Below are 21,756 nucleotides of genomic sequence, written 5' to 3'. Positions count from 1 at the left end.
GTTTGATACGTGGTTTTTTTATGTCTCTAAATTAGTACCAATTCATTAAGGACACGCCCAAGCCTACGTAGGTCGCTCGGTGGTTATAATCAATTAAGCTTTCGCCATAACCATCAAATAACTGCAAATGGCCACGCAACTTCCCTGAAATAGGGAAAGCCCAGTCAAACTGTGCAGCACCACGTGAATCATCGCCACCTTTTAAACTATGGCGAAGCATGAGTGAAAAATCATGTTCATTCCAACGGTAGAATGCTGTTAAGTCACCCCGTCCGACATAATCCTTAATATCAGGGTTATTATCATCACCTGCATCTTCGTCTAGACGGTACCAAGGGCGCAGCATGAGCGCAAAGTTGTCTCTTTCAAAACCCACATTCAACATGACACGGTTCCAACTACGCGACAGCGGATCGGAACGACCATTAGACTGATGGTTGAAAGTTAATCCCAGTAAGCGACCATTTAAACCCAACAATTCATAATTGGTACGGAAAACCAAACTGGCTTCAGGCTCATAGTTCGTTTCACGGAACGGACGTGATTCATCACTATTATAAAGCTGCCAACGAGAAGACTGGGTATAACCTAACCAAACATCGCCATTGTCCCCAAATAGGTTTTCCACAGCTTTGGTTTTTAAAGACAGTTGAAATTTCGCTTCCATCGACTTCAGGTTTTGCTCTCGATCGGCATTTACAGTATTGTTTTCATTTGGGCTCGATGGACGTTCATTTTTATCTGTCGTCCAAAAACCAGGCATTAAGTACACAGGTTGATAAGCACGAATATTCCAAGTCCCTAATTTACTTTCGGGTGAAAGCTCCCAACGGCTATCCATTAAAGATAAATTCGGGGATATTTTAGGACCTTCAGAAGCGAAAACAGAGCTCACACCTTGTGCAATCTTCCCTGTGATATTTTCAGGTTCTGGCGCAATTTCCATGGCTGCACGTTGCTCAGAAACAATGCGCGGCTTTACTGCTTCAGGAATTTTGAATAATGCATCATAACAAGCCAAACGGTCTGCATTAGATGCTAATGCAACACATGCCTCGGCTGTTGCAGGAGTTGCAGGTACTTCGGAAATTTGTGCATGTGTTTTAGCGACACCCAAAGTACTGAGCACAGTCATGCTCAGTACTAAAGTTGAACGCTCAAATGATTTGAACGCCATATGACCCTCTTATTGTTTTACTGAACTTGTTGAATACTAAAACCTAACTCAATTAAAGTATCACGCTTCGCCATAGGTGCAACCACGGCTTTCGTTGGTTTTTGTTCAAGCAAGTATTGTACCGCCACACGTTGCAAGTCCTCTAAACTCACAGCCAAAAGACGGCTACGTAACTGCTTACGGAAGGCTGATGTACGTGCATGTAAAAGTGCATAACATGCCGTAATCGCTTCACCCGCTGGTGAACCTGGTTTGTCCATACCCGCAATCAAACCTAAAATTGCTTCTTCAAGCTGATGAGGCTTTTGCTCAGTATTGAGCAACCATTGCACACTGGCTTCAAAGTCATTGAAGGTTTCAGCCAAACGCGGGTCACGATAGCTATAGAAGCGGAATGAACATGCATTGCCGTCATAGCTTGCGCCACCACCATAAGCCCCACCTTTTTCACGAATTGCACTGTGTAAGAAACCATTACGCAAGTACGCTGCCAGTACCATCAGCGGTGCAGCATCTGGATGTGACACCTCAACAGCTTGATAAGCCGATGAACAGAATTGAACATTGGCTTGAATTAACCACGCCTCATCTGCATCGGTATCGATCTGCTCAGCCATTTTCAAACTCACAATGTGTTGAGGAATGGCTAACTTGTCCCACACATTTTGAACTTCTTCAACCAAACGGTCTGACTGATGTTCTTCACAAACCAGTAAGAACTGTTTTGGTGCTTGTAAAAGTTTTAAATGAATCACTTTTAATTCATTGATCAAATCATCATAAGCTGCTGCATCTTTTTCAATAAGGCTGACTAGATCGCCTAACCAGTTTAATGCACCTAAGCCCGTGTTGTGATAATCACGTTTTGCCAAAGCACTGTGGTTACGCCCCGCAATTTGCATAGCATAACTGTGGCCTGAACCTGAAAGACGTGATGCCCAACGGGTTTTACGTTGTTGCAATAACTCAACAATGCGATCTTTTTCGTCAAAACGAAGTTGTTCAAATGCCAACTTCAACAAAGCAATACTGTCAAAATTACTCACCAACGATTTTGTGGTCAGCGTTAACCATGCACTGATTTGATTTTTGTCATTCACTTGAGAACGTAAAGAGGCGCCCATACCTAAACCACCACTCACCGCAGTTTGCAGTTGTTGTAGTTCTAAATAGTCATACTGGCCTGCACCGACTTCACCCATCAAAATAGACAGCAAGTTAAAGTAAGGTGACTGCACTACATCTTGCGGAATTTCGATCAACACTTGGTTATAGTAAATACCGTTGGTCCCAGCATGATAAAGATTCAACGGATAATCGATACGATTTGAGATAATCTCGCGCAACTGCCCTTGTACAATTTGCAGTTCAGCAGGCACATCTTCCAAGCCCACTTTCGGCAAAAGATTAAGGTCATCAGGGGTATCTTGGCGGACTTTAAGTGCTTCAGTTTGTGCTTCAATTTCTGCTTTTTCAGCTTCTGTTAGCTGCGCACCAATTTCGGTTAAACGTGCTTTTTCTGCCGCTGCTTCCACTGCAGATTTATTAGCATCAGGCACCAAAGTCATTTGTACACGGTGTGGGTTATCAATCAAATAGGTTTTGATTAAGTTTGACAACCACATTGGATCTTTCAGTTCTTCTTTTACCGCAGCAATGGCTGAGTCCACATCCCATACAGTGACTGGGTCGCTGTGGTGAATCGCACTGCCCAAACCATTTAAAATCAGGCTTAGACCATAAGGCATGCCGTCGCCATTGATTTCACGTTGGTGCAATTCAATTTGATGTAAAATCGCATCCACCATGTTCTGATCAACAGGTTTTGCAGCAACGTCTTCCAAAACTTTAAACACACCTGCTTTAAACTCAGCTGCATGTTCTGGGTTTGAACCTTGTACACCGCAGTAGAAGGTCATTTCATAGTTAGAATCATCTACACCCATAATCGGGCCTGTAGATTGTGCATAATCACAGGTCTCTAAGTAGTGACGTAGCGGAGAAGCTGAATCTTCTAACAGTACACCTTCCACTAGGCGCATACCTAAGCGTAGTTTGATCTCGCTGGCTTTAGGCAATAACCACGAAATAATGTGATAAGTTTTGTCTTTTAAATCTTCCGCATCTACCGCATAGGTTTCGGTCACTTCTAGCGGCGCAGTCAGGCGTCGCTCTTCTTTAGAAAAGAGCGTTTCACCTTTTGAAAACTTCGCCAAGGCTAAAGTTTCAAACTGCTCTTGTAGATTGTAAGCAGGCTCATTACCAAAGGTCATGAAAACTGCGTTACTTGGGTGATAATGTGACTTGTAGAAATCCACTAACTCAGGATAAGTCAAGTCCGGAATATCTTTAGGGTCGCCACCTGAGTTGTAGTGGTAAGTGGTTTCAGGAAATAAGTGATGCGCTAACTGATGATACAACTGGTCTGAAGGCGAACTCATAGCCCCTTTCATTTCGTTGAAAACCACACCTTTATAAACAGGCTCACCGTTTTCAAGCTCAATGCGGATCCCTTCTTGGGCAAAATCCAACGGATTCAAATTGGCTGCAAAAGCCGCATCTAAATATACTTCAAGTAAATTTTGGAAATCTTTTTTATTCTGAGTCGCAAATGGATACGCTGTCCAGTCCGCCGCAGTAAAGGCGTTCATAAAAGTATTCAGTGAACGACGAATCATTAAAAAGAACGGATCACGAACAGGAAATTTTTCCGAACCACACAGTGCTGTGTGCTCTAAAATATGCGCTTCGCCTTTTGAATCCATAGGTTGGGTGCGAAATGCAACCAAGAATACATTTTCATCATGATTGGTGGCCAAGTGATAATGCACTGCCCCAGTGACTTTATGTTTATATTCAGACACTAAAATGTCTAAAGCTTCAACATGGTGTTGACGTACCAACTGAAACGCAGGATGTACAGTTTGAGAAATGGTTTCAGTGACATCTACAGTCATGTGATCTCCTAACAATAATTAATACACTGCCTGCATTATAGCTTTAGTTGTCAAAAGATTTCACGCTGAAAACCCGAGTAATTTGCTGGAAATTTGAAAAGCATCTCACTGCTTTCCAAATTTCAGTCTTTTTTAGGGAAGCGTTCTCAAAAGTAAAACTAGATGAGATATTTAAAATAATTATAGTTCGGGTGATTTTCCACAAAAACATAGTTTTGCTTCTGATAGAAACTGGCTGCGGACAAATCCGCGGTATTTAAACACAGCGCAGAAAAGTTCGGACGTGCACATTTTTCTAAATGTGCCAACAACTGACGACCCACACCGCTCTTACGGTATTTAGGATGTACATAAAAACGGCGTACGCGCCCAATCCGCGCCTCGATTTCATTTTCACCCCATTGTTGATTTAAACCGCCACAGGCAATTAATTGGTCTTGATCATAGGCCAATAACAACACTTCACCCTTTTGATCAAAACGATTTTTTCCGCTTTGATATTCTTCGATCAAGCGGGTCAACGGTTCATATCCTTCTTTTGCCGCAAGTTGTGCTAAAGCTTGTATTTGAGGAGGTAATTGTTCTGCCGCTTGAATTAAAATTTCCATCTAAACTTCCTTGAATATGAGCAAAGCCATTTCACTACATTTGCCGCGTAAATAAAATGAATTTTCCTCAACAAACTACAGCAATCTTGAGCATTGGTGTAAAATGTCGCTTTATTTTCAATACGTGACGAAAAAAGACATGGCAACTGTTGATCTTTTTGCAATTGGTAATGCACTAATCGACCAAGAATTTAAAGTCTCTGACGACTTCCTTATTCAACAACATTTGCAAAAAGGCACTATGCAGTTAACTGATGGTGAAACACAAGCAGATCTTTATAAAAAATTAAAAGAAACACAGAGCTATAAAGGTCAAGCTTCAGGTGGTTCAGCAGCCAACACCACCGTTGCCTTTAGTGCCTTGGGTGGTTCAGCATTTTATGCATGCCGCGTGGGTAATGATGAACTAGGACAAACTTACCTTAACGGTTTGCACGAAGCAGGCATTAAAAACACTGAAAAATCAATCAGTGAAGGCGTAACAGGCACGTGTATGGTTCTAGTCAGTGAAGACTCTGAACGCACTATGCATACTTATTTAGGTATTACAGCCGAGTTAACTGAACAACAGATTGACTTTGAACCCTTAAAAACAGCGAAATGGCTCTATATCGAAGGTTATCTTTCAACCAGCGATAGCGCACGTTTAGCTGTTAAGCAGGCGCGTGAAATTGCCAAAGCTCATGGTGTTAAAATTGCATTAACCCTGTCTGACCCTGCGATGGTGCAATACGCGCGTCATGGTCTAGATGAAATGATGGCGGATGGTGTGGACTTATTGTTCTGTAATCAGCAAGAAGCCATGATGTACACTGAAACTGAAACAGTTGAGGCGGCTTTAGCAAAACTGAAAACACTGAGCCAGCATGTGGTGATTACGCTTTCCGCTGAAGGTGCACTTATTTCAAATGCACAGGAAACATTTAATGTCGCAGGTCGTAAAGTACACGCTATCGATGCCAATGGTGCAGGTGATGCCTTTGCTGGTGCCTTCCTTTATGCAGTGAATGCGGGCTTAGGCTTACATACCGCAGCGCAACTTGCAATTTTGATTTCAAGTGAAGTGGTGTCACAGTTTGGCCCTCGTTTGGCTGTGGCAAATTACGCTGAATTGTTCCAACAACTGCAAAAGGAATGTGCATGATGCAAAAAATTTGCATGACGGAAGACATCCCAGAACGCGAAGCGCGCTCTTTTGAAACACCTAAAGGGGATACGATTTTTATTACCCAACGTGATGGTGCCTTCTTTGCTTACCAAAACATTTGCCCGCATTTGCAAGTTGAACTTGAATTTTTGGAAAACCAGTTCTTAGACCGCGACCAAGAATTTATTGAATGTTCGACCCATGGTGCGTTGTTTATGGTGGAAACAGGTGAATGCATTTCTGGCCCCTGCCAAGGCGAAGCACTTGAAAAAGTAGCGATTACCGTGCATTCTGACGGTGGGATTTATCTCACAGAAGAATAATGAAATTGGACGTTCACCATGTATGAGTTGCTACATCACCCTGATTTGATGCTCTTTCATTTCAGCTTATTGACTTTAGTCATACTCAGCATGGTGGAAACCTTAGGCTACTTTTTTAAATCTCGCCCAAGTCATTTCCTTAAAAGGCTCTCGCCACAAAAACTGACTGAATCTCCGCTGCTGGACGTTAAGTTTTCTAAAGTACTGATTGTAGTTTTTCTCTTACTTAATTTTAGTGTTGCAGGTTATTTCCTTCAGTTCTGCATCTACGCCAAAGAACAGGCCTTTACTTCGGCTTACTACCTGATTTTGCCTGCGCTGATTATTGCAATTTTCTTTACCGTTTTTATGATCCACTGTTTGGATCAAGTTATTAAACCCAGACCAGATAAAAAGCAAACCAACTTACTGGGTCGTCTGGCGACCATCTCCAGCGGGAATGCACGTCCTGGTTTTTCGGCTCAAGCTCGCGTTCGCGATGAATACGGTCAACTCCACTATGTGCAAGTTGAGCCTGAGTTTGGTGAACTTGAGTTTCAGTCACAAATTATTCTCATTCGTCTAAAAAAGTCGCATTACATAGCAAAGAAAATTTCAAAATCCAATCAACTTTTTAGCGGCGAAAGTACACGCTAAACAAGCACCCCATCTGATCCCATTTCAACGCTGTACATCTGTATGAGCATGTTTATCCTTTGCCATGGCCTACTACCCCTACCAAGATATTGATACAGCGTCAGCCTCCAACAAACGCCTCACAACGCGCTGTTTAAATCGAGCCCTTGCCTCATCTTCTTGCTCAATCTTTTTAAAGTAATCTTTCATTCACAATCCAGCTTTCTACAATTTAAAAATATTTGCGCAAAATAAGATCAGGATGAGAATTTTACTCTCCACCTCTGCCTTCAAGCTCATATGACACAATAAAAGACTTTTTAAATATTAATTCGATTTTCAATTCCTAATTTCCTTGTGATCTATGCAACAGATCAGATCATCCATGATTCATATCCGTTAAAATCTATCATTTAAAAGCCCTATCACTTTTATTATCTTAAAACGAATTATCAATAAAATAACGATGAACGTTAAATATAAGCGTTTTAGTCGGATTTAAAATAAATATATACAAGTATTTTAGTCAGGTATTTAAATATAAACATAAGTAATTTGGTCAACTTTAAAATACAAAAATATTAGTTTATTTTTCATCACACCATTTTTTTAAGTATCTGTATTTAAATGACTTAATAATATATTTTTTATTTAAGTTTAAAGACTATTTATCTTTTGTATGTTTTTGTTTAATAATATAAAGCAAGTTAAAAAAATAGGCTTTGTGAAATGAGCTTAGTCCCCAAAAATCTCAATCAAAAAGTCACCAGAGAGATTATGGCCATTTTAATCATTAAGGTGATTATTTTAATGGTCATTAAGAACATCTGGTTTGACGCCCCGACTATTCCTAAAAATTTTGACAATCAAGTTGCTGAGCGTATTGCAGGCAATCCATCCCCAATCAAGGAGACACGTTGATGATAGCTGAAAGCGTGGTCGATCTTTCGCGGTTCCAGTTCGCTATGACCGCGATGTATCACTTTATTTTTGTTCCACTTACACTGGGGCTTGCCTTTATTCTTGCCATTATGGAAACCACCTATGTGATTTCAGGTAAAGAAATTTATAAAGACATGACCAAGTTTTGGGGGAAACTCTTCGGTATTAACTTCGCTTTAGGGGTCACTACTGGCTTAACCATGGAGTTCCAGTTCGGGACTAACTGGGCATATTACTCACACTATGTGGGGGATATTTTCGGTGCTCCATTAGCCATTGAAGGATTAATGGCATTCTTCTTAGAATCAACATTCATCGGTCTGTTCTTCTTTGGATGGGATCGCTTATCCAAAGTGCAGCACTTGTGTGTAACATGGCTGGTTGCACTCGGTTCTAATATGTCTGCCTTATGGATTCTGGTTGCAAATGGTTGGATGCAAAACCCTGTCGGTTCTGTATTTAACTATGAAACCATGCGTATGGAACTGGTAGATTTTGGTGCTCTCATTTTTAACCCAGTTGCACAGGTAAAATTTGTACATACCGTGTCTGCGGGTTATGTGACAGGCGCTATTTTCGTCCTTGCTATTTCAAGCTACTACTTACTGAAAAAACGCGATATTCCGTTTGCGCGTCGTTCATTTGCCATTGCCGCAATTTTTGGTTTAGCTTCAACACTTTCAGTGATTTTACTGGGCGATGAGTCAGGTTATGAACTGGGTGATGTTCAAAAAACTAAACTCGCAGCCATTGAAGCAGAATGGGATACTCACCCTGCACCTGCACCTTTTACTTTGTTTGGTATTCCAAATAAAGAAACCATGACTACAGATTATGCAGTGAAAATTCCATATGTGATGGGTCTTATTGCAACACGTTCTTTAGACAAAGAAGTGACTGGCATTAAAGATTTGATCGTACAACACGAAGATCGTATTCGTAACGGTATGGTGGCTTACTCACAACTGGAAAAACTACGTGCGGGTGATACTTCTCCAGAGCTAAAAGCTGCCTTTGCTGAAACTCAAAAAGACTTGGGTTATGGTTTACTACTGAAGAAATACACACCAAATGTAGTTGATGCATCTGAAGATCAAATTAAATCTGCTGCAAAAGACACGATTCCGCACGTACCAAGCTTATTCTGGGCATTCCGTGCCATGGTTGTATCTGGTTTCCTTATGCTGTTGTTATTTGCTCTAGCAACCTTTGCTGTGGCAAAACGCAATGCAGAAAACAAACCATGGTTACTGAAGTTTGCGCTTTTCGCTCTGCCTCTGCCATGGATTGCTGCACAAACAGGTTGGTATGTTGCAGAAGTAGGTCGTCAGCCGTGGACTATTGGTGAAGTTTTACCTACACACTTGTCAGCATCGAGTTTAAGCACAGGTGATGTGTGGGGTTCTATCGCTGCCTTAGCTGCGTTCTATACCGTTCTTTTGATCATTGAAATGTATTTAATGATCAAATTCTCACGTCTTGGTCCAAGTTCGCTTCACACTGGTAAATACCATTTTGAAAAACTTGAAGCAGCTCGTAATGAGGAGACTCAAGCATGATCGAATATGAATTACTCAAAATCATTTGGTGGGTTTTAGTCGGTGTCTTGCTGATTGGCTTTGCCCTCACCGATGGCTTCGATATGGGCTCTATGGCGATCATGCCATTTGTGGGCAAAACAGATGAAGAACGCCGTGCGGCCATCAACACCATTGCTCCGCACTGGGATGGTAACCAAGTTTGGTTCATTACTGCTGGCGGTGCATTGTTTGCCGCATGGCCAATGGTTTATGCAACAGCATTCTCAGGCATGTATTGGGCGCTACTGTTGGTACTGTTTGCTCTATTCTTAAGACCTGTAGGTTTTGACTACCGCTCTAAACTGCAAAATACCAAATGGCGTACGTCATGGGACTGGGGCTTAGCAGTCGGTGGTGCTGTGCCTGCACTGGTCTTCGGTGTGGCTTTTGGGAACATGTTCTTAGGCGTGCCATTTAGTTTAGATGATACCGTCCGCTCAACTTATACAGGGAGCTTCTTCGCCCTGCTTAACCCATTTGCATTAGTTTGCGGCCTAGTTAGCTTATCAATGCTGTGTGCACACGGCGGTGCATGGCTCATGCTTCGTACCGATGGTGACTTACGCAGACGCTCAGCACAAGCAACGAAACTTATGGGCATTGTTTATCTCATCTGTTTCTTAGGCGCTGGTGCTTGGTTGTACTTTGGTGGAATCGAAGGTTATACCTTAGTCACTCCATTTGACACCAATGGTGTTGCTAACCCATTGGCAAAAGAAGTCTTGACCAATGCCAACCATGGCTGGATGAACAACTACTCGACTTACCCAATTACCATGATTGCGCCTATCGCAGGTATCTTAGGTGGTTTGATTGTGGTGCTTGCAGCAGGCAAAAACAAAGCGGGCTTTAGCTTCTTAGGTTCAAGTTTAGCGGTCGTGGGTGCAATTTTAACTGCTGGTTTTGCGCTGTTCCCATTCTTAATGCCATCAAGCATTCAACCTGTTGCAAGCTTGACCATGTGGGATGCAGTATCAAGTAAAACGACGTTAACTGTAATGACAGTTGCAGCATGTATCTTTGTCCCACTCATTTTGTGCTACACCACTTGGTGTTACTACAAAATGTGGGGTGTTATTACCAACACACACATTAAAGAGAATTCACACAGCCTTTACTAAGGCTGTGTCTAAGGAGATCAAATTATGTGGTATTTTGCATGGATTCTCGGCATTTTGATGGCTTGCTTTGCAGGTGTACTCAGTGCTTTGTATATCGAACATCATCAAGACCTTGATGAGGAATAAACCATGACAGACGTTGCTATGGAAAACCAAACTGTAGATAAAAAGCCGAACAAATTTGCGATGCTAATTTCCTGCCTATTGGCCTTTCCACTTGCAGCGGTGTTGTTAGTGCATCCTGCTGCTATGTTGGATGACAATGGTCACTATAGCCACAGTGCACTGATGTATATCATGATTGGTATCTCAGGTGGTTTTATCCACGGCGTCGGATTCGTCCCACGCCACTGGATTTGGAAATGGCTGTTTAGCCCGTTTCTATCGTGGCCACTGATGATCTGGGGTTATTACACTTGGTTCTTCAGTTAAATAAAAAAGCCCTCATTGACTGAGGGCTTTTTTATGGTCCGCTATTCGTGGATTCTACATTTCAGCCATGACGCCAATAATGCCATTAATAATCATATCTACCGCAATAGTCCCAATCAGTAAGGCCGACAGTCGCCCGACAATATCAACATAACGGTCAATATATTTGGCATGCTTATAGCGTAAATGATCATGTGCAAATTTCATTAAAATCATCAAGCCACAGGTCAACGCCAAAGTCAGGAAAATAATCATGGCCGCACCACTGATTGGCAGTGCCATACCTGTCACCACAGCAGCACTAATCGTACCTGGACCAATCATAAAAGGCATCGCAATGGTTCCTGCTAAATGCTCAGGCGCACCACGCATTTCACCAATGGTATCTGCCCCCTGAAACACGTAGCGATAACCAATCACCAAGAAGATCAGACCACCAAATATTTGAAAGGCTTCAAAGCGTACATTTAAATATTTACTAAAAATCGCTTCTCCGCCCCACGCAAACAGCATAAATACTATAAAGGCAATGAGACAACCCTGAATCAAGGCCTTATTAAACACTTTAGCTTCGGAGTTCCGAATCATGCCAATCATGTAAATACTCATTAAAAACGGATTCAGCAATGAGAAAAACAAAGCAAAAGCATGTAAATATGAGGTCAACATGGTTCCTCCTAATTATCCTTGAGGGTCTGGAAATAAGGGACGATTCCCTGGACTGATTCGATTGATATGTAAGAAGGTCATATGGCGCTCATAACGATCCAGCACATCATTAATCACTTGCTCTTTGGTATAACCAACAAGGTCGTTGCCTTGAGAACCTTCATACAAATAAGTTTCAAGACGGTAGTAGAAGCGTTTACCTAGTTTGCCACGCTCACTAAAGGTCGGCGCGATATAACGTACTGGCCAAATTTGATAGACAAAGTTTTGTTCTTCTTCCAAATGAATCATCAAATCTAAATGATATAGATTTGGGTCTTCTTCTAATGCACTCTCTTGAACACTGATGTCGATACCACGTTTTTGCATTTCCTCGGCAACCGCCATTACCGCAGGTCGGCAAATATCATCAAGCATACGCCGAGTATCAGTTGTTCCTGGATGGTGCATGACTCGGGACAAACGCTTTTTCCAGTTGAGGATGTCGACGTTGCCCACCACGGGTGCGGCATTTAAGCTGCTACTGGCTTGTCGGTAGTCTTCTAACCGCAGTGATTTATACAAACCTGCCATGACCAAGAACATCACAAAACTAAACGGCAACCCCATAATAATCGTGGCATTTTGTAGTGCCGTAATTCCATTAGCCATCAACATTGCAAGGGTCAATAAACCAATCGCTATGGCCCAGAATACACTCAACCATCGCGGTGCATCATGATCGACATTGGTAAATTGAGTGGTGAAATTACCCAATACCAGTGCACCAGAGTCCGCTGAGGTCACATAAAACAATAAGCCCGTAATTGTGGCCACACCTGCAATAAACGGAAACCATGGATACTGTGCTAGCAAGTCATAAAAACCATGTGCTGGGTTGGCAATGACACTTTGTGCAAGGGCCAAATTACCATCAAAAATCACACTATGTAGTGCACTATTTCCAAATATTGATAACCACGTGAGTGTGAAAAATAAAGGAATAATGAGCGTTCCGCTAACAAATTCACGAATGGTTCGACCACGTGAAATCCGTGCTAAAAACAAACCTACAAATGGTGACCAAGCCACCCACCATGCCCAAAAGAACAATGTCCAACTGTTCATCCATTCTTTCGGTTGTTGAAAGGCAAAACTTTCCAAAGTCATGCTTGGAAAACGGTTAATGTAGTCTCCAATATTTTGCACAAAAGCATTCAGTAAAAATTCGGTATTGCCTAAAAACAAAATAAACAGCATCAACCCAACAGAAACATAAATATTGATCTCGGAGAGAACTCGCAGTCCCTTATTCACCCCTGAAGTCACTGAAATAATGGTCATTACCACCGCAACCACAATTAATGCGGTTTGCATCCAAAGGTTTTCAGGTAAATCAAACAACACATGTAAGCCATAGTTCAGCTGTACTACCCCAATCCCGCAGGTCGTGGCAATACCAAAAATAGTCCCGATGACCGCTGCCGTATCAACACTATGACCGATCGGCCCATGAATCTTATTCCCAAAGATCGGATATAAAGCAGAGCGAATAGTCAGTGGTAAGTTATAGCGATAACTAAAATACCCTAAGGCCATGCCAATCAAGGCATACATACACCATCCCGTTAGACCATAGTGAAACAGGGTCCACACCATGCCTTGACGTGCAGCCTCTAGGGTCTGCCCCTCACCCACAGGTGGATGCATATAGTGAGATAAAGGTTCCGCCACCGAGAAGAACATTAAATCGATGCCGATCCCAGCTGAGAATAACATTGCAGACCAACTTAAAAGACTAAATTCAGGCTTGGAATGTTTGGGGCCTAATTTGATGTTGCCATAGCGAGAACAGGCAATAAAAATGACAAAGACCATATACAAGGTCGCTGCGAGTAAGTAATACCAACTAAAAGTTGAACTTACCCACGCCAAAACCATATTTAAGGTTCGGTTAGCAAAGTCATTAAACAAAATGGTGGTAAGAGAAAAAATTAAAATAATGAGAGCTGAAATATAAAAGACCACACCATTTAAACGGTCTTTAGGCGCTAATGTTTGATCATCAACTGCTCTTGGATTATCTGTTGCCATACAATCCTCAAGAAAGTAAATAAAAAAAGACAAAAGCCAATTTTTAAACTTCTCGTGGTCGAGAGCTTAAAAATCGACTAACGAAAAACGACAGTATTTTTATCAGAAATAAAAACGCTATCTTCTTTAAACCTGAAGGTCTAAATCATTTATGAGGTGCATTTGCTACACAGTTTTAAAATGTGAGCCACCCTTGTTCATCGATATTTTGATAGGAATCCTACACATATCTCCCTTCAACATGACTATAAGAGTTTTCTCAGCTCAAAAAAAGTATAAAACCGTAAGCCTATAGCTCATCAGCTCACTTTTTGAAAGATGTCCTGAGATTAAACCCTTATGACACATCCTTTTGATAAATAAAAAGTTATGTCGAATACTCAAAGCAATTTAGCAATATTTTGCTTTGAATTTAACCATAAGTGTACTTTTTATTGATTGAACGTTCAATCAATAAAAAGTATCATAAAAAAATGCTATGATGCTTTCCATGTAAGTTATTGAATCTAACGCCTTTAAATTTAAGGCAAATTGTTCTGGATTGTCATGAATAAACGTAGAGTAAAACCTGAGCATGAGCGCCGTGAAGAAATCATTAATGCTGCTTATGCAGTCATTTATGAAGTGGGCTTATCCAACACCACCATTGCTCAAATTGCGAAAAAAGCACAGCTTTCTACGGGCATTGTGAGTCATTATTTTGGCGATAAACAAGGCCTCATTCACAGTTGCATGCGTCAAATGCTCAATGTCTTAGCCGAGACCACGGCAAGCTATAAGGCAAAGGTGGTGCAGCCCAGTCCAGAACATTTACTCAAAGCCATTATTGATGCCAACTTTGACATCAGTCAGGTCAACAACACTGCTATGCGGGTTTGGCTGGATTTTTGGTCTGCCAGTATGCACCTACCCGACTTAGGTCGACTGCAACGAATCAATGACCAACGTCTTTATTCAAATTTAAAGTTTCATTTCTTGCAGCTCATGCCAAAGTCACAAGCAAGCCAAGCGGCTAAAGGGCTAGCAGCACTGATTGATGGCTTATGGTTACGTGGAAGTTTAAGTGGTCATCAAGCATTTGATCGTGATTTGGCACGTTCTATTGCATACGACTATGTCGATATGCAACTTCGCTTAATTCAACAGATACGGCAGGAACAACAAAATGAATAATGTACAGCTTCACTCGCTTTATATTCACGGACAATATTTCAATGCCACCAGTGGTCAAACCTTTGACAGTATTAATCCTGCCACAGGTCAAGTCATTGCCACCATTCAACAAGCCTCTAAAGCCGACGTCGATGCAGCCGTACACAGTGCTGTACAAGGGCAACGTGAATGGGCTGCCAAAACAGCGGTCGAACGTGCCCGTATTTTACGTCGTGCAGTCGATATTTTACGCGCTCGTAATGACGAATTAGCACGCCTAGAAACACTGGATACAGGTAAAGCGTTCAGTGAAACCTCTACCGTCGATATTGTCACTGGTGCAGACGTTTTAGAGTACTACGCAGGACTTGCAACTGCCATTCAAGGTGAACAAGTGCCGCTACGTGAAAGTAGTTTTTTCTACACGCGCCGTGAACCTTTAGGTGTGGTGGCAGGCATTGGTGCTTGGAATTATCCCATCCAAATTGCACTTTGGAAATCAGCTCCAGCCCTCGCTGCTGGGAATGCCATGATTTTTAAACCCAGCGAAGTGACCCCTCTTACTGCCTTAAAATTGGCAGAGATCTACACTGAAGCAGGCGTACCTGCTGGGGTTTTCAACGTAGTACAAGGTTTTGGTGCTGAAGTGGGTCAATGGTTGACTGAACACCCAGATATCCAAAAAATTTCGTTCACAGGTGGTGTGGCAACGGGTAAAAAGGTCATGGCCAGTGCTGCGGCTTCTAGTCTCAAAGAAGTCACCATGGAGCTCGGTGGCAAATCACCTCTGATTATTTGTGCCGACGCCAACCTTGACCGCGCAGCCGATATTGCGGTAATGGCGAACTTCTTTAGCTCAGGTCAAGTATGTACCAATGGCACCCGTGTGTTTGTACCACAAACCCTCAAGGCTGCATTTGAACAAGCAGTGATTGAGCGTGTAAAACGTATCCGTATCGGCGACCCAATACAAGCTGATACCAACTTTGGACCTTTAGTCAGCTTTCCACATATGGAAAAAGTCTTGTCTTATATTGAGTCAGGCAAACAACAAGGTGCGACCTTATTGATTGGTGGACAACGTGCCACTGAAGCAGCACTTGCTCAAGGTGCATATGTATTACCGACCGTTTTTACCGACTGCCATGACGACATGCACATTGTGCAAGATGAAATCTTTGGTCCGGTTATGAGCATTTTAAGCTATGACAATATTGAAGAAGCCATTCAACGTGCCAACAACACCAGTTATGGTTTAGCCGCAGGTGTGGTCACACAAGATATTTCCCAAGCACATCGCATTATTCATCAGCTTGAGGCAGGTATTTGCTGGATCAATACATGGGGCGAATCCCCTGCTGAAATGCCTGTAGGTGGTTATAAACAGTCAGGAGTCGGACGTGAAAATGGCATCACCACACTTGAACACTATACCCGTATCAAATCGGTTCAAGTTGAACTGGGTGAATACCAAAGTATTTTTTAAAGTCTGAATTTTAACTATCTAAATCCTTACTTCCTTTTTATTTATTCTTTTTTTCATCCTCAACTCAACATGTGGCCACGTTCTCATGCAACGTGGCCCTGCCATAGAAAAAGGATCATTATGCATTCTCAACACTACGATTATATTATTATTGGTGCAGGTTCTGCGGGTAACGTACTGGCTGCTCGTTTAACAGAAGACCCCGATGTTTCGGTACTGTTACTCGAAGCAGGTGGTCCTGATTATCGTCTCGACTTCCGTACCCAGATGCCTGCTGCCTTAGCCTATCCCTTGCAAGGTCGTCGTTATAACTGGGCGTATTTAACCGACCCAGAACCTCATATGAATAACCGCCGCATGGAATGTGGTCGCGGCAAAGGCTTAGGCGGCTCATCCCTAATTAATGGCATGTGCTATATCCGTGGTAATGCCATGGACTTAGAACAATGGGCTAGCTTGAAAGGCCTTGAAAATTGGAGCTATGCCGACTGTCTGCCTTACTACAAAAAAGCAGAAACCCGTGATATCGGTGGCAATGACTATCATGGCGATGCTGGCCCTGTTTCTGTCGCCACGCCTAAAGCAAACAACAATGTTTTATTCCACGCCATGGTTGAAGCGGGTGTGCAAGCAGGCTATCCACGCACTGATGACTTAAATGGTTATCAACAAGAAGGTTTCGGCCCAATGGATCGAACCGTGACCCCCAAAGGTCGACGCTCAAGCACAGCACGTGGCTATTTAGATATGGCCAAAGGTCGAGCGAATCTAACCATTATTACCCACGCCATGACCAATCAAATTTTGTTCAATGGCAAACAAGCGATTGGTGTTGAATATATTCAAGGTGCTAATCAAAACAACTTGCTTCAGGTCTATGCCAATAAAGAAGTTCTACTTTGTGCAGGGGCAATTGCATCACCGCAAATTTTGCAACGTTCAGGTGTGGGTTCAAGCACCTTACTTCAATCTCTCGACATTCCAGTCGTGCATGACTTACCGGGTGTCGGTGAAAACCTGCAAGACCATTTAGAAATGTACTTACAATATAAGTGTAAGCAACCTGTTTCTCTCTACCCTGCTTTAAAATGGCAAAATCAACCTGCAATTGGTGCAGAGTGGTTGTTTAACGGAACAGGGATTGGAGCAAGCAACCAGTTTGAAGCAGGTGGCTTTATTCGATCATCCAAAGAGTTTGCTTGGCCAAATATTCAATACCACTTCTTGCCTGTTGCAATTAACTATAATGGCAGCAATGCCGTCAAAGAGCATGGATTCCAAGCCCATGTCGGTTCGATGCGCTCACCTTCACGCGGTCGAGTACAGGTGACATCTAAAAACCCTTTCGACCATCCAAGTATTTTATTTAACTACATGTCGACAGAACAAGACTGGCAGGAATTTCGTGACGCTATCCGGATTACTCGTGAAATTATGAACCAACCTGCACTTGATCCTTATCGAGGCGAAGAAATCAGCCCTGGAAAAGATGTGAGTACCGATGCTGAATTAGATGAATTTGTGCGCAATCACGCTGAAACTGCTTATCATCCATCCTGTAGTTGTAAAATGGGCGAAGATGATATGGCAGTAGTCGATGGACAAGGTCGTGTGCATGGCATGCAAAATTTACGTGTTGTTGATGCATCGATTATGCCGCTGATTATCACAGGTAACTTAAATGCAACCACCATTATGATGGCTGAGAAAATCGCGGATCAAATACGTGGTCATCAAGCTTTACCACGTTCAACTGCTCCATTTTACCGCGCCGAAATCGCATAACTCTTAATGGTGTAAAACCTGACCTTTTATTCAACTTTAGAATAATTAGGTCAGGCAATTATTCATATTTTCTAAAACACCATAATCACAACTTGCTTTATCTTTAGGACTTACTTTCCATCTCAACTTATACATTTAAACGTTAAAAAGATTATGCTCTTGTATAGATATTCAACGTCTGTATTTTAAATACAGAAATTATACCTAAATAAAAACTCAATAAAAACAAGAGCTAAAAACAAACATCACTGATATTTATAATTCAAACCAAACCATTTACAATAAAAATTACTAAGTCAATACATATTTAGTCTAAAATACCCATAAGTCAAGATGCGTGATAGCTTAAAAAGTTAAGCTTTGGCTACTTGAGATTTTAAGTATTACTTCAATTCTGCCAAGCTAATTTTTTACAAGCACCTCTATCACCATAATTGTTATTTTCTCTTCGCTATAAAGCGATCCAAAACCTGCTCCCCAAGGTCATAATCGCATGAACAAATTTTTAAAATACCTTTTGGTATTAATCGTACTGCTTATTATTGCAGTCGTAATTTTCTTATTTAGACCTATCACGTCTAAAAAAATTCAAACCACCAGCAATGAGCCTGTTGTTGACGCAGTCCTAGTTGGTGGTGGCATCATGAGCGCAACCCTAGGCACATACCTTAGTGAACTTGAGCCAAACTGGCAAATTCGCATGTATGAACGCCTAGATAAAGTTGCACAAGAAAGCTCTAATGGCTTCAACAATGCAGGCACAGGTCACTCTGGCTTTATGGAAATGAACTACACCTCTGAAAAAGATGGGAAAATGGACATTACCAAAGCTGTAAAAGTGGCTGAACAATTTGAAGTTGCAAAACAGTTCTGGTCTTATCAAGTCAAAGAAGGTGTTTTGGGACGACCAAATAGTTTCATCAACCCTGTACCGCACATTGCTTTCGTTTGGGGCGATAACGTGAATTTCCTCGAAAAACGTTACGCTGCAATGGTTAAAAACCCAATGTTTTATGGCATGAAATTCTCTGAGAATCCTGCTGAAATTAAACAATGGGCACCATTGGTGATGAATGGCCGTGATGCTGCACAAAAAGTAGCTGCAACACGCATGGATGTAGGTTCGGATGTGAACTATGGTTCGATCACCACTCAATTGGTCGATCACCTTAAAAAACAATCTAATTTCCAGTTACAAACATCGACTGAAGTGACTGGCATTAGCCAAAACGATGATAAAACGTGGACTGTTGCATTTAAAAACCTCACTACAGGAAAAACAGATCACGTGAAAACGCGCTTTGTCTTTATTGGTGCAGGCGGTGCAGCGGTTAAACTTTTACAAATGACAGGCTTACCAGAAGCGAAGCAATATGCTGGCTTCCCTGTAGGTGGCGTGTTCTTAATGACCGACAACCCAAAAGTCACTGAAGGTCATACTGCAAAAGTTTATGGTCGTGCTGAATTAGGCGCACCGCCAATGTCTGTTCCACATATTGATACACGTTATATCGATGGTAAAAAATATGTGTTGTTTGGTCCATTTGCAACTTATTCAAACAAGTTCTTAAAACAAGGTTCTCAGCTTGATTTATTGAAATCAACCACTAAGAACAACGTTTTACCAATGACCGCTGTGGGTATGGAAAATCTTGATTTGGTGAAATACTTAGTTAGCCAAGTCATGATGACCGATGAAGACCGTTTTAATGAGTTGAAAAAATACTATCCTGATGCAAAACCAGAAGACTGGCGCATGAACCAAGGTGGTCAACGTGTTCAAATCATTAAGAAAGAACCAGGCAAACCTGCAAGCTTGCAATTTGGTACCGAGATTTTTGCATCACAAGATGGTGCTGTGACTGCCCTATTAGGTGCTTCACCAGGTGCTTCAACTTCTCCTTATATTATGTTGAGCTTGCTTGAAAAAGCATTCCCACAACACGTAGAAGGTAAATGGAATCCGAAATTACATGAAATTGTAAAATCGTACCAACAAGAACTCAGCACCAATCCTGTTCTTCTTGATCAAGTTCGCCAATACACCAGTACAACCTTGGGTTTGAAATATACACCTATGGCTAAGGCTGCAAATGACGAAACTGTTGCGGTAGCAAAAGCACAGTAATTTGCTTTAAACCCTAAAAAGGATGGACTTTGCGCCATCCTTTTTTTAATTCATATTTGAAACCATTCTGTTTATGTCGCTTTTCCATTCCAACGCTTTTTTGGCTTTTCGTTCACGTGATTTTTCACTTCTGAGTGTCAATCAGTTGTGCTTAATTCTAGCCATCATGATTCAAGAAGTCGTCATTGCCTATAGCGTCTACCAACTCACTCAGAACCCACTCAGCCTTGGCATGATTGCATTAATTGAGTTACTTCCCTTTATTTGCCTCTCCCTGATTAGTGGCGACTGGGCTGACCGCTATAACCGACAAAAAATTGTGCAGCGGAGTTTTAGCTGTAGCACTCTAATTCCATTATTATTTATTGTTCTTTTTTCTCAGTACCAACAACAGCACATTCAACAAAATACTCTTTTATGCGGCATTTATAGCCTCATCTTTTGCTTAGGCATACTTAGAGGCATTTACAGCCCATCTTTTAATTCATTACGCCCTTTTCTTACCCCCGAGTCAGCCTATAGCAATGCAGCCACATGGACTGCGCTCATTTGGCAAATGGGCGGTATTTTAGCACCCTTATGCGCAGGGCTTTTACTCGGCCAACTTGGGCTTGAAAAAACCCTCTTGATTGTTTTTTTCTTGTGTTGCGTGGGTAGCATCTGCTTATTCGGATTAAGCGCTCGTGACTTCCCTAGCACGCATAAACAACATTTAAGCAAAAGCTTAAAAGAGGCCTATTTGTTTATCTTTAAACATCCACTGATGTTTTGGAGTATGTTGCTGGATCTCAGCGCCATGCTTTTTTGTAGTGTCATTATCTTACTGCCTATTTTTGCACACGATATCCTGCATTTAGGTGTTGAAGGCTTAGGTATACTCAGAGCAGCACCAGCCATTGGCGCCTGTATCATGATGTTGATGTTGACCTGTTATTCTCCAATGCAAAATGCATGGAGAAACATGCTTTATAGTAGTTTTGCAATTGCTTTATGCACTTTAGCCTTTGCACTATCCTCCCATATTTGGCTCTCAGTCTTCTTTCTTGTTTTGATTGGCGCCTTTGATAGCATCAGCATGGTGATTCGACAAACTTTATTGCAGCAACTCCCCCCAAAAGCACTATTAGGGCGTGTAGCAGCTTTAAATGGCATCTTAGTGACTTCAGGCAATCAACTCGGTGCCCTACAGATAAGCCTAATGACGCGCTATTTTTCGGTAGTGCCAGCAGTACTTATTGGCGGGACGCTGTGTTTAATGATCTGTGGTCTAAGTTCTACTCGTACGCGACATTTACTCAAGCCATCTCCAACACAACAAAAACATGCCGCCGTCACAAGAATCGAATAGCATGTTAAGCTTCAAATCTTCTTTTAATACGATGTGAGTTTTCAATAGAGCAAATTATGAAACTGATCCCTCCCTTTTCACACACACTCTATGCCAAACTCTATTCTTTCGTACTATCCGTGTTGTTGGCTTATTGCCTATTCAATGCAATCTATAGTGTGGTTATTGGTGGAAAAAGCGCATACCTTTTCAGTGTTCTAATTTTAATATTTC

Annotated in this window: 18 protein-coding genes; 13 read left to right on the top strand and 5 right to left on the bottom strand. The window is 41.8% G+C overall.

Translation table 11 applies throughout. From position 1 onward, the window contains the following. Nucleotides 1-31: 31 nt before the first annotated feature. The 3 genes from ACY3FQ_RS06805 to ACY3FQ_RS06795 all read right to left on the bottom strand — a co-directional run bounded on the left by ACY3FQ_RS06805 (nt 32) and on the right by ACY3FQ_RS06795 (nt 4,742). Nucleotides 32-1,177: a phospholipase A gene (locus ACY3FQ_RS06805; protein ID WP_489773732.1), complete on the bottom strand. Its 1,146-nt coding sequence runs from the start codon at nt 1,175-1,177 to the stop codon at nt 32-34. Between the two features lie 17 nt (nt 1,178-1,194). Then, nucleotides 1,195-4,134, bottom strand: a complete 2,940-nt coding sequence (locus ACY3FQ_RS06800; RefSeq protein ID WP_489773731.1) for an insulinase family protein — start codon at nt 4,132-4,134, stop codon at nt 1,195-1,197. A 158-nt stretch (nt 4,135-4,292) separates the two neighbouring features. Next, nucleotides 4,293-4,742, bottom strand: coding sequence for a GNAT family N-acetyltransferase (locus ACY3FQ_RS06795; protein WP_004696669.1), 450 nt, complete (start codon nt 4,740-4,742; stop codon nt 4,293-4,295). Between the two features lie 139 nt (nt 4,743-4,881). Between ACY3FQ_RS06795 and ACY3FQ_RS06790 the strand changes: the two genes are divergently transcribed. From ACY3FQ_RS06790 to ACY3FQ_RS06755, 8 genes are all read left to right on the top strand, one after another. After that, a complete protein-coding gene (locus tag ACY3FQ_RS06790) occupies nt 4,882-5,886 on the top strand; it encodes an adenosine kinase (RefSeq protein ID WP_263507063.1) in 1,005 nt (334 codons plus the stop codon). A gap of 14 nt (nt 5,887-5,900) precedes the next feature. Then, nucleotides 5,901-6,212 (top strand): Rieske (2Fe-2S) protein, encoded by a 312-nt coding sequence (locus ACY3FQ_RS06785; RefSeq protein ID WP_010326961.1) that lies wholly within the window; start codon nt 5,901-5,903, stop codon nt 6,210-6,212. Nucleotides 6,213-6,230: 18 nt separating this feature from the next. Then, nucleotides 6,231-6,848, top strand: a complete 618-nt coding sequence (locus ACY3FQ_RS06780) for an OB-fold-containig protein (RefSeq protein WP_010326962.1) — start codon at nt 6,231-6,233, stop codon at nt 6,846-6,848. Between the two features lie 708 nt (nt 6,849-7,556). Continuing rightward, nucleotides 7,557-7,748 carry a cytochrome oxidase putative small subunit CydP gene (gene cydP / locus ACY3FQ_RS06775; protein ID WP_125273329.1) on the top strand — a complete coding sequence of 64 codons (192 nt, stop codon included), beginning with the start codon at nt 7,557-7,559 and terminating at the stop codon, nt 7,746-7,748. Then, on the top strand, nt 7,748-9,328 hold the full coding sequence (locus ACY3FQ_RS06770; RefSeq protein WP_489773730.1) for a cytochrome ubiquinol oxidase subunit I: 1,581 nt from the start codon (nt 7,748-7,750) through the stop codon (nt 9,326-9,328). The genes cydP and ACY3FQ_RS06770 overlap by 1 nt, the downstream gene beginning before the upstream one ends. Continuing rightward, the gene (gene cydB, locus ACY3FQ_RS06765) at nt 9,325-10,470 is read left to right on the top strand and encodes a cytochrome d ubiquinol oxidase subunit II (protein ID WP_004981849.1); all 1,146 of its coding nucleotides are present in this window, start codon (nt 9,325-9,327) and stop codon (nt 10,468-10,470) included. The genes ACY3FQ_RS06770 and cydB overlap by 4 nt, the downstream gene beginning before the upstream one ends. A gap of 24 nt (nt 10,471-10,494) precedes the next feature. Then, entirely contained in the window at nt 10,495-10,596 is a 102-nt protein-coding gene (gene cydX / locus ACY3FQ_RS06760; protein ID WP_002120988.1) for a cytochrome bd-I oxidase subunit CydX, read from the top strand. A 3-nt stretch (nt 10,597-10,599) separates the two neighbouring features. Next, nucleotides 10,600-10,902: a cyd operon YbgE family protein gene (locus ACY3FQ_RS06755; RefSeq protein ID WP_004696655.1), complete on the top strand. Its 303-nt coding sequence runs from the start codon at nt 10,600-10,602 to the stop codon at nt 10,900-10,902. A 54-nt stretch (nt 10,903-10,956) separates the two neighbouring features. On the opposite strand, the gene ACY3FQ_RS06750 is transcribed toward ACY3FQ_RS06755, so the two are convergent. Further along, a complete protein-coding gene (locus tag ACY3FQ_RS06750) occupies nt 10,957-11,571 on the bottom strand; it encodes a MarC family protein (protein WP_004981851.1) in 615 nt (204 codons plus the stop codon). A gap of 12 nt (nt 11,572-11,583) precedes the next feature. Then, a complete protein-coding gene (locus ACY3FQ_RS06745; RefSeq protein ID WP_263507055.1) occupies nt 11,584-13,644 on the bottom strand; it encodes a choline transporter in 2,061 nt (686 codons plus the stop codon). Nucleotides 13,645-14,190: 546 nt separating this feature from the next. On the opposite strand from ACY3FQ_RS06745, the gene betI reads away from it, so the two are divergent. From betI to ACY3FQ_RS06720, 5 genes are all read left to right on the top strand, one after another. Next, the gene (gene betI, locus ACY3FQ_RS06740; RefSeq protein WP_263507054.1) at nt 14,191-14,817 is read left to right on the top strand and encodes a transcriptional regulator BetI; all 627 of its coding nucleotides are present in this window, start codon (nt 14,191-14,193) and stop codon (nt 14,815-14,817) included. After that, nucleotides 14,810-16,282 (top strand): betaine-aldehyde dehydrogenase, encoded by a 1,473-nt coding sequence (gene betB, locus ACY3FQ_RS06735; protein ID WP_263507053.1) that lies wholly within the window; start codon nt 14,810-14,812, stop codon nt 16,280-16,282. The genes betI and betB overlap by 8 nt, the downstream gene beginning before the upstream one ends. A gap of 120 nt (nt 16,283-16,402) precedes the next feature. Then, on the top strand, nt 16,403-18,067 hold the full coding sequence (gene betA, locus ACY3FQ_RS06730) for a choline dehydrogenase (RefSeq protein ID WP_263507052.1): 1,665 nt from the start codon (nt 16,403-16,405) through the stop codon (nt 18,065-18,067). Between the two features lie 493 nt (nt 18,068-18,560). Next, nucleotides 18,561-20,195 carry a malate dehydrogenase (quinone) gene (gene mqo, locus ACY3FQ_RS06725; protein ID WP_263507051.1) on the top strand — a complete coding sequence of 545 codons (1,635 nt, stop codon included), beginning with the start codon at nt 18,561-18,563 and terminating at the stop codon, nt 20,193-20,195. 73 nt (nt 20,196-20,268) lie between these two features. Beyond that, the gene (locus tag ACY3FQ_RS06720; protein ID WP_263507050.1) at nt 20,269-21,543 is read left to right on the top strand and encodes an MFS transporter; all 1,275 of its coding nucleotides are present in this window, start codon (nt 20,269-20,271) and stop codon (nt 21,541-21,543) included. Nucleotides 21,544-21,756: the final 213 nt, after the last annotated feature.

Source organism: Acinetobacter sp. AB03, from assembly GCF_058107045.1.
Note: the sequence above shows the minus strand (reverse complement) of the source record. Positions and strands in the feature narration are given on the sequence as shown.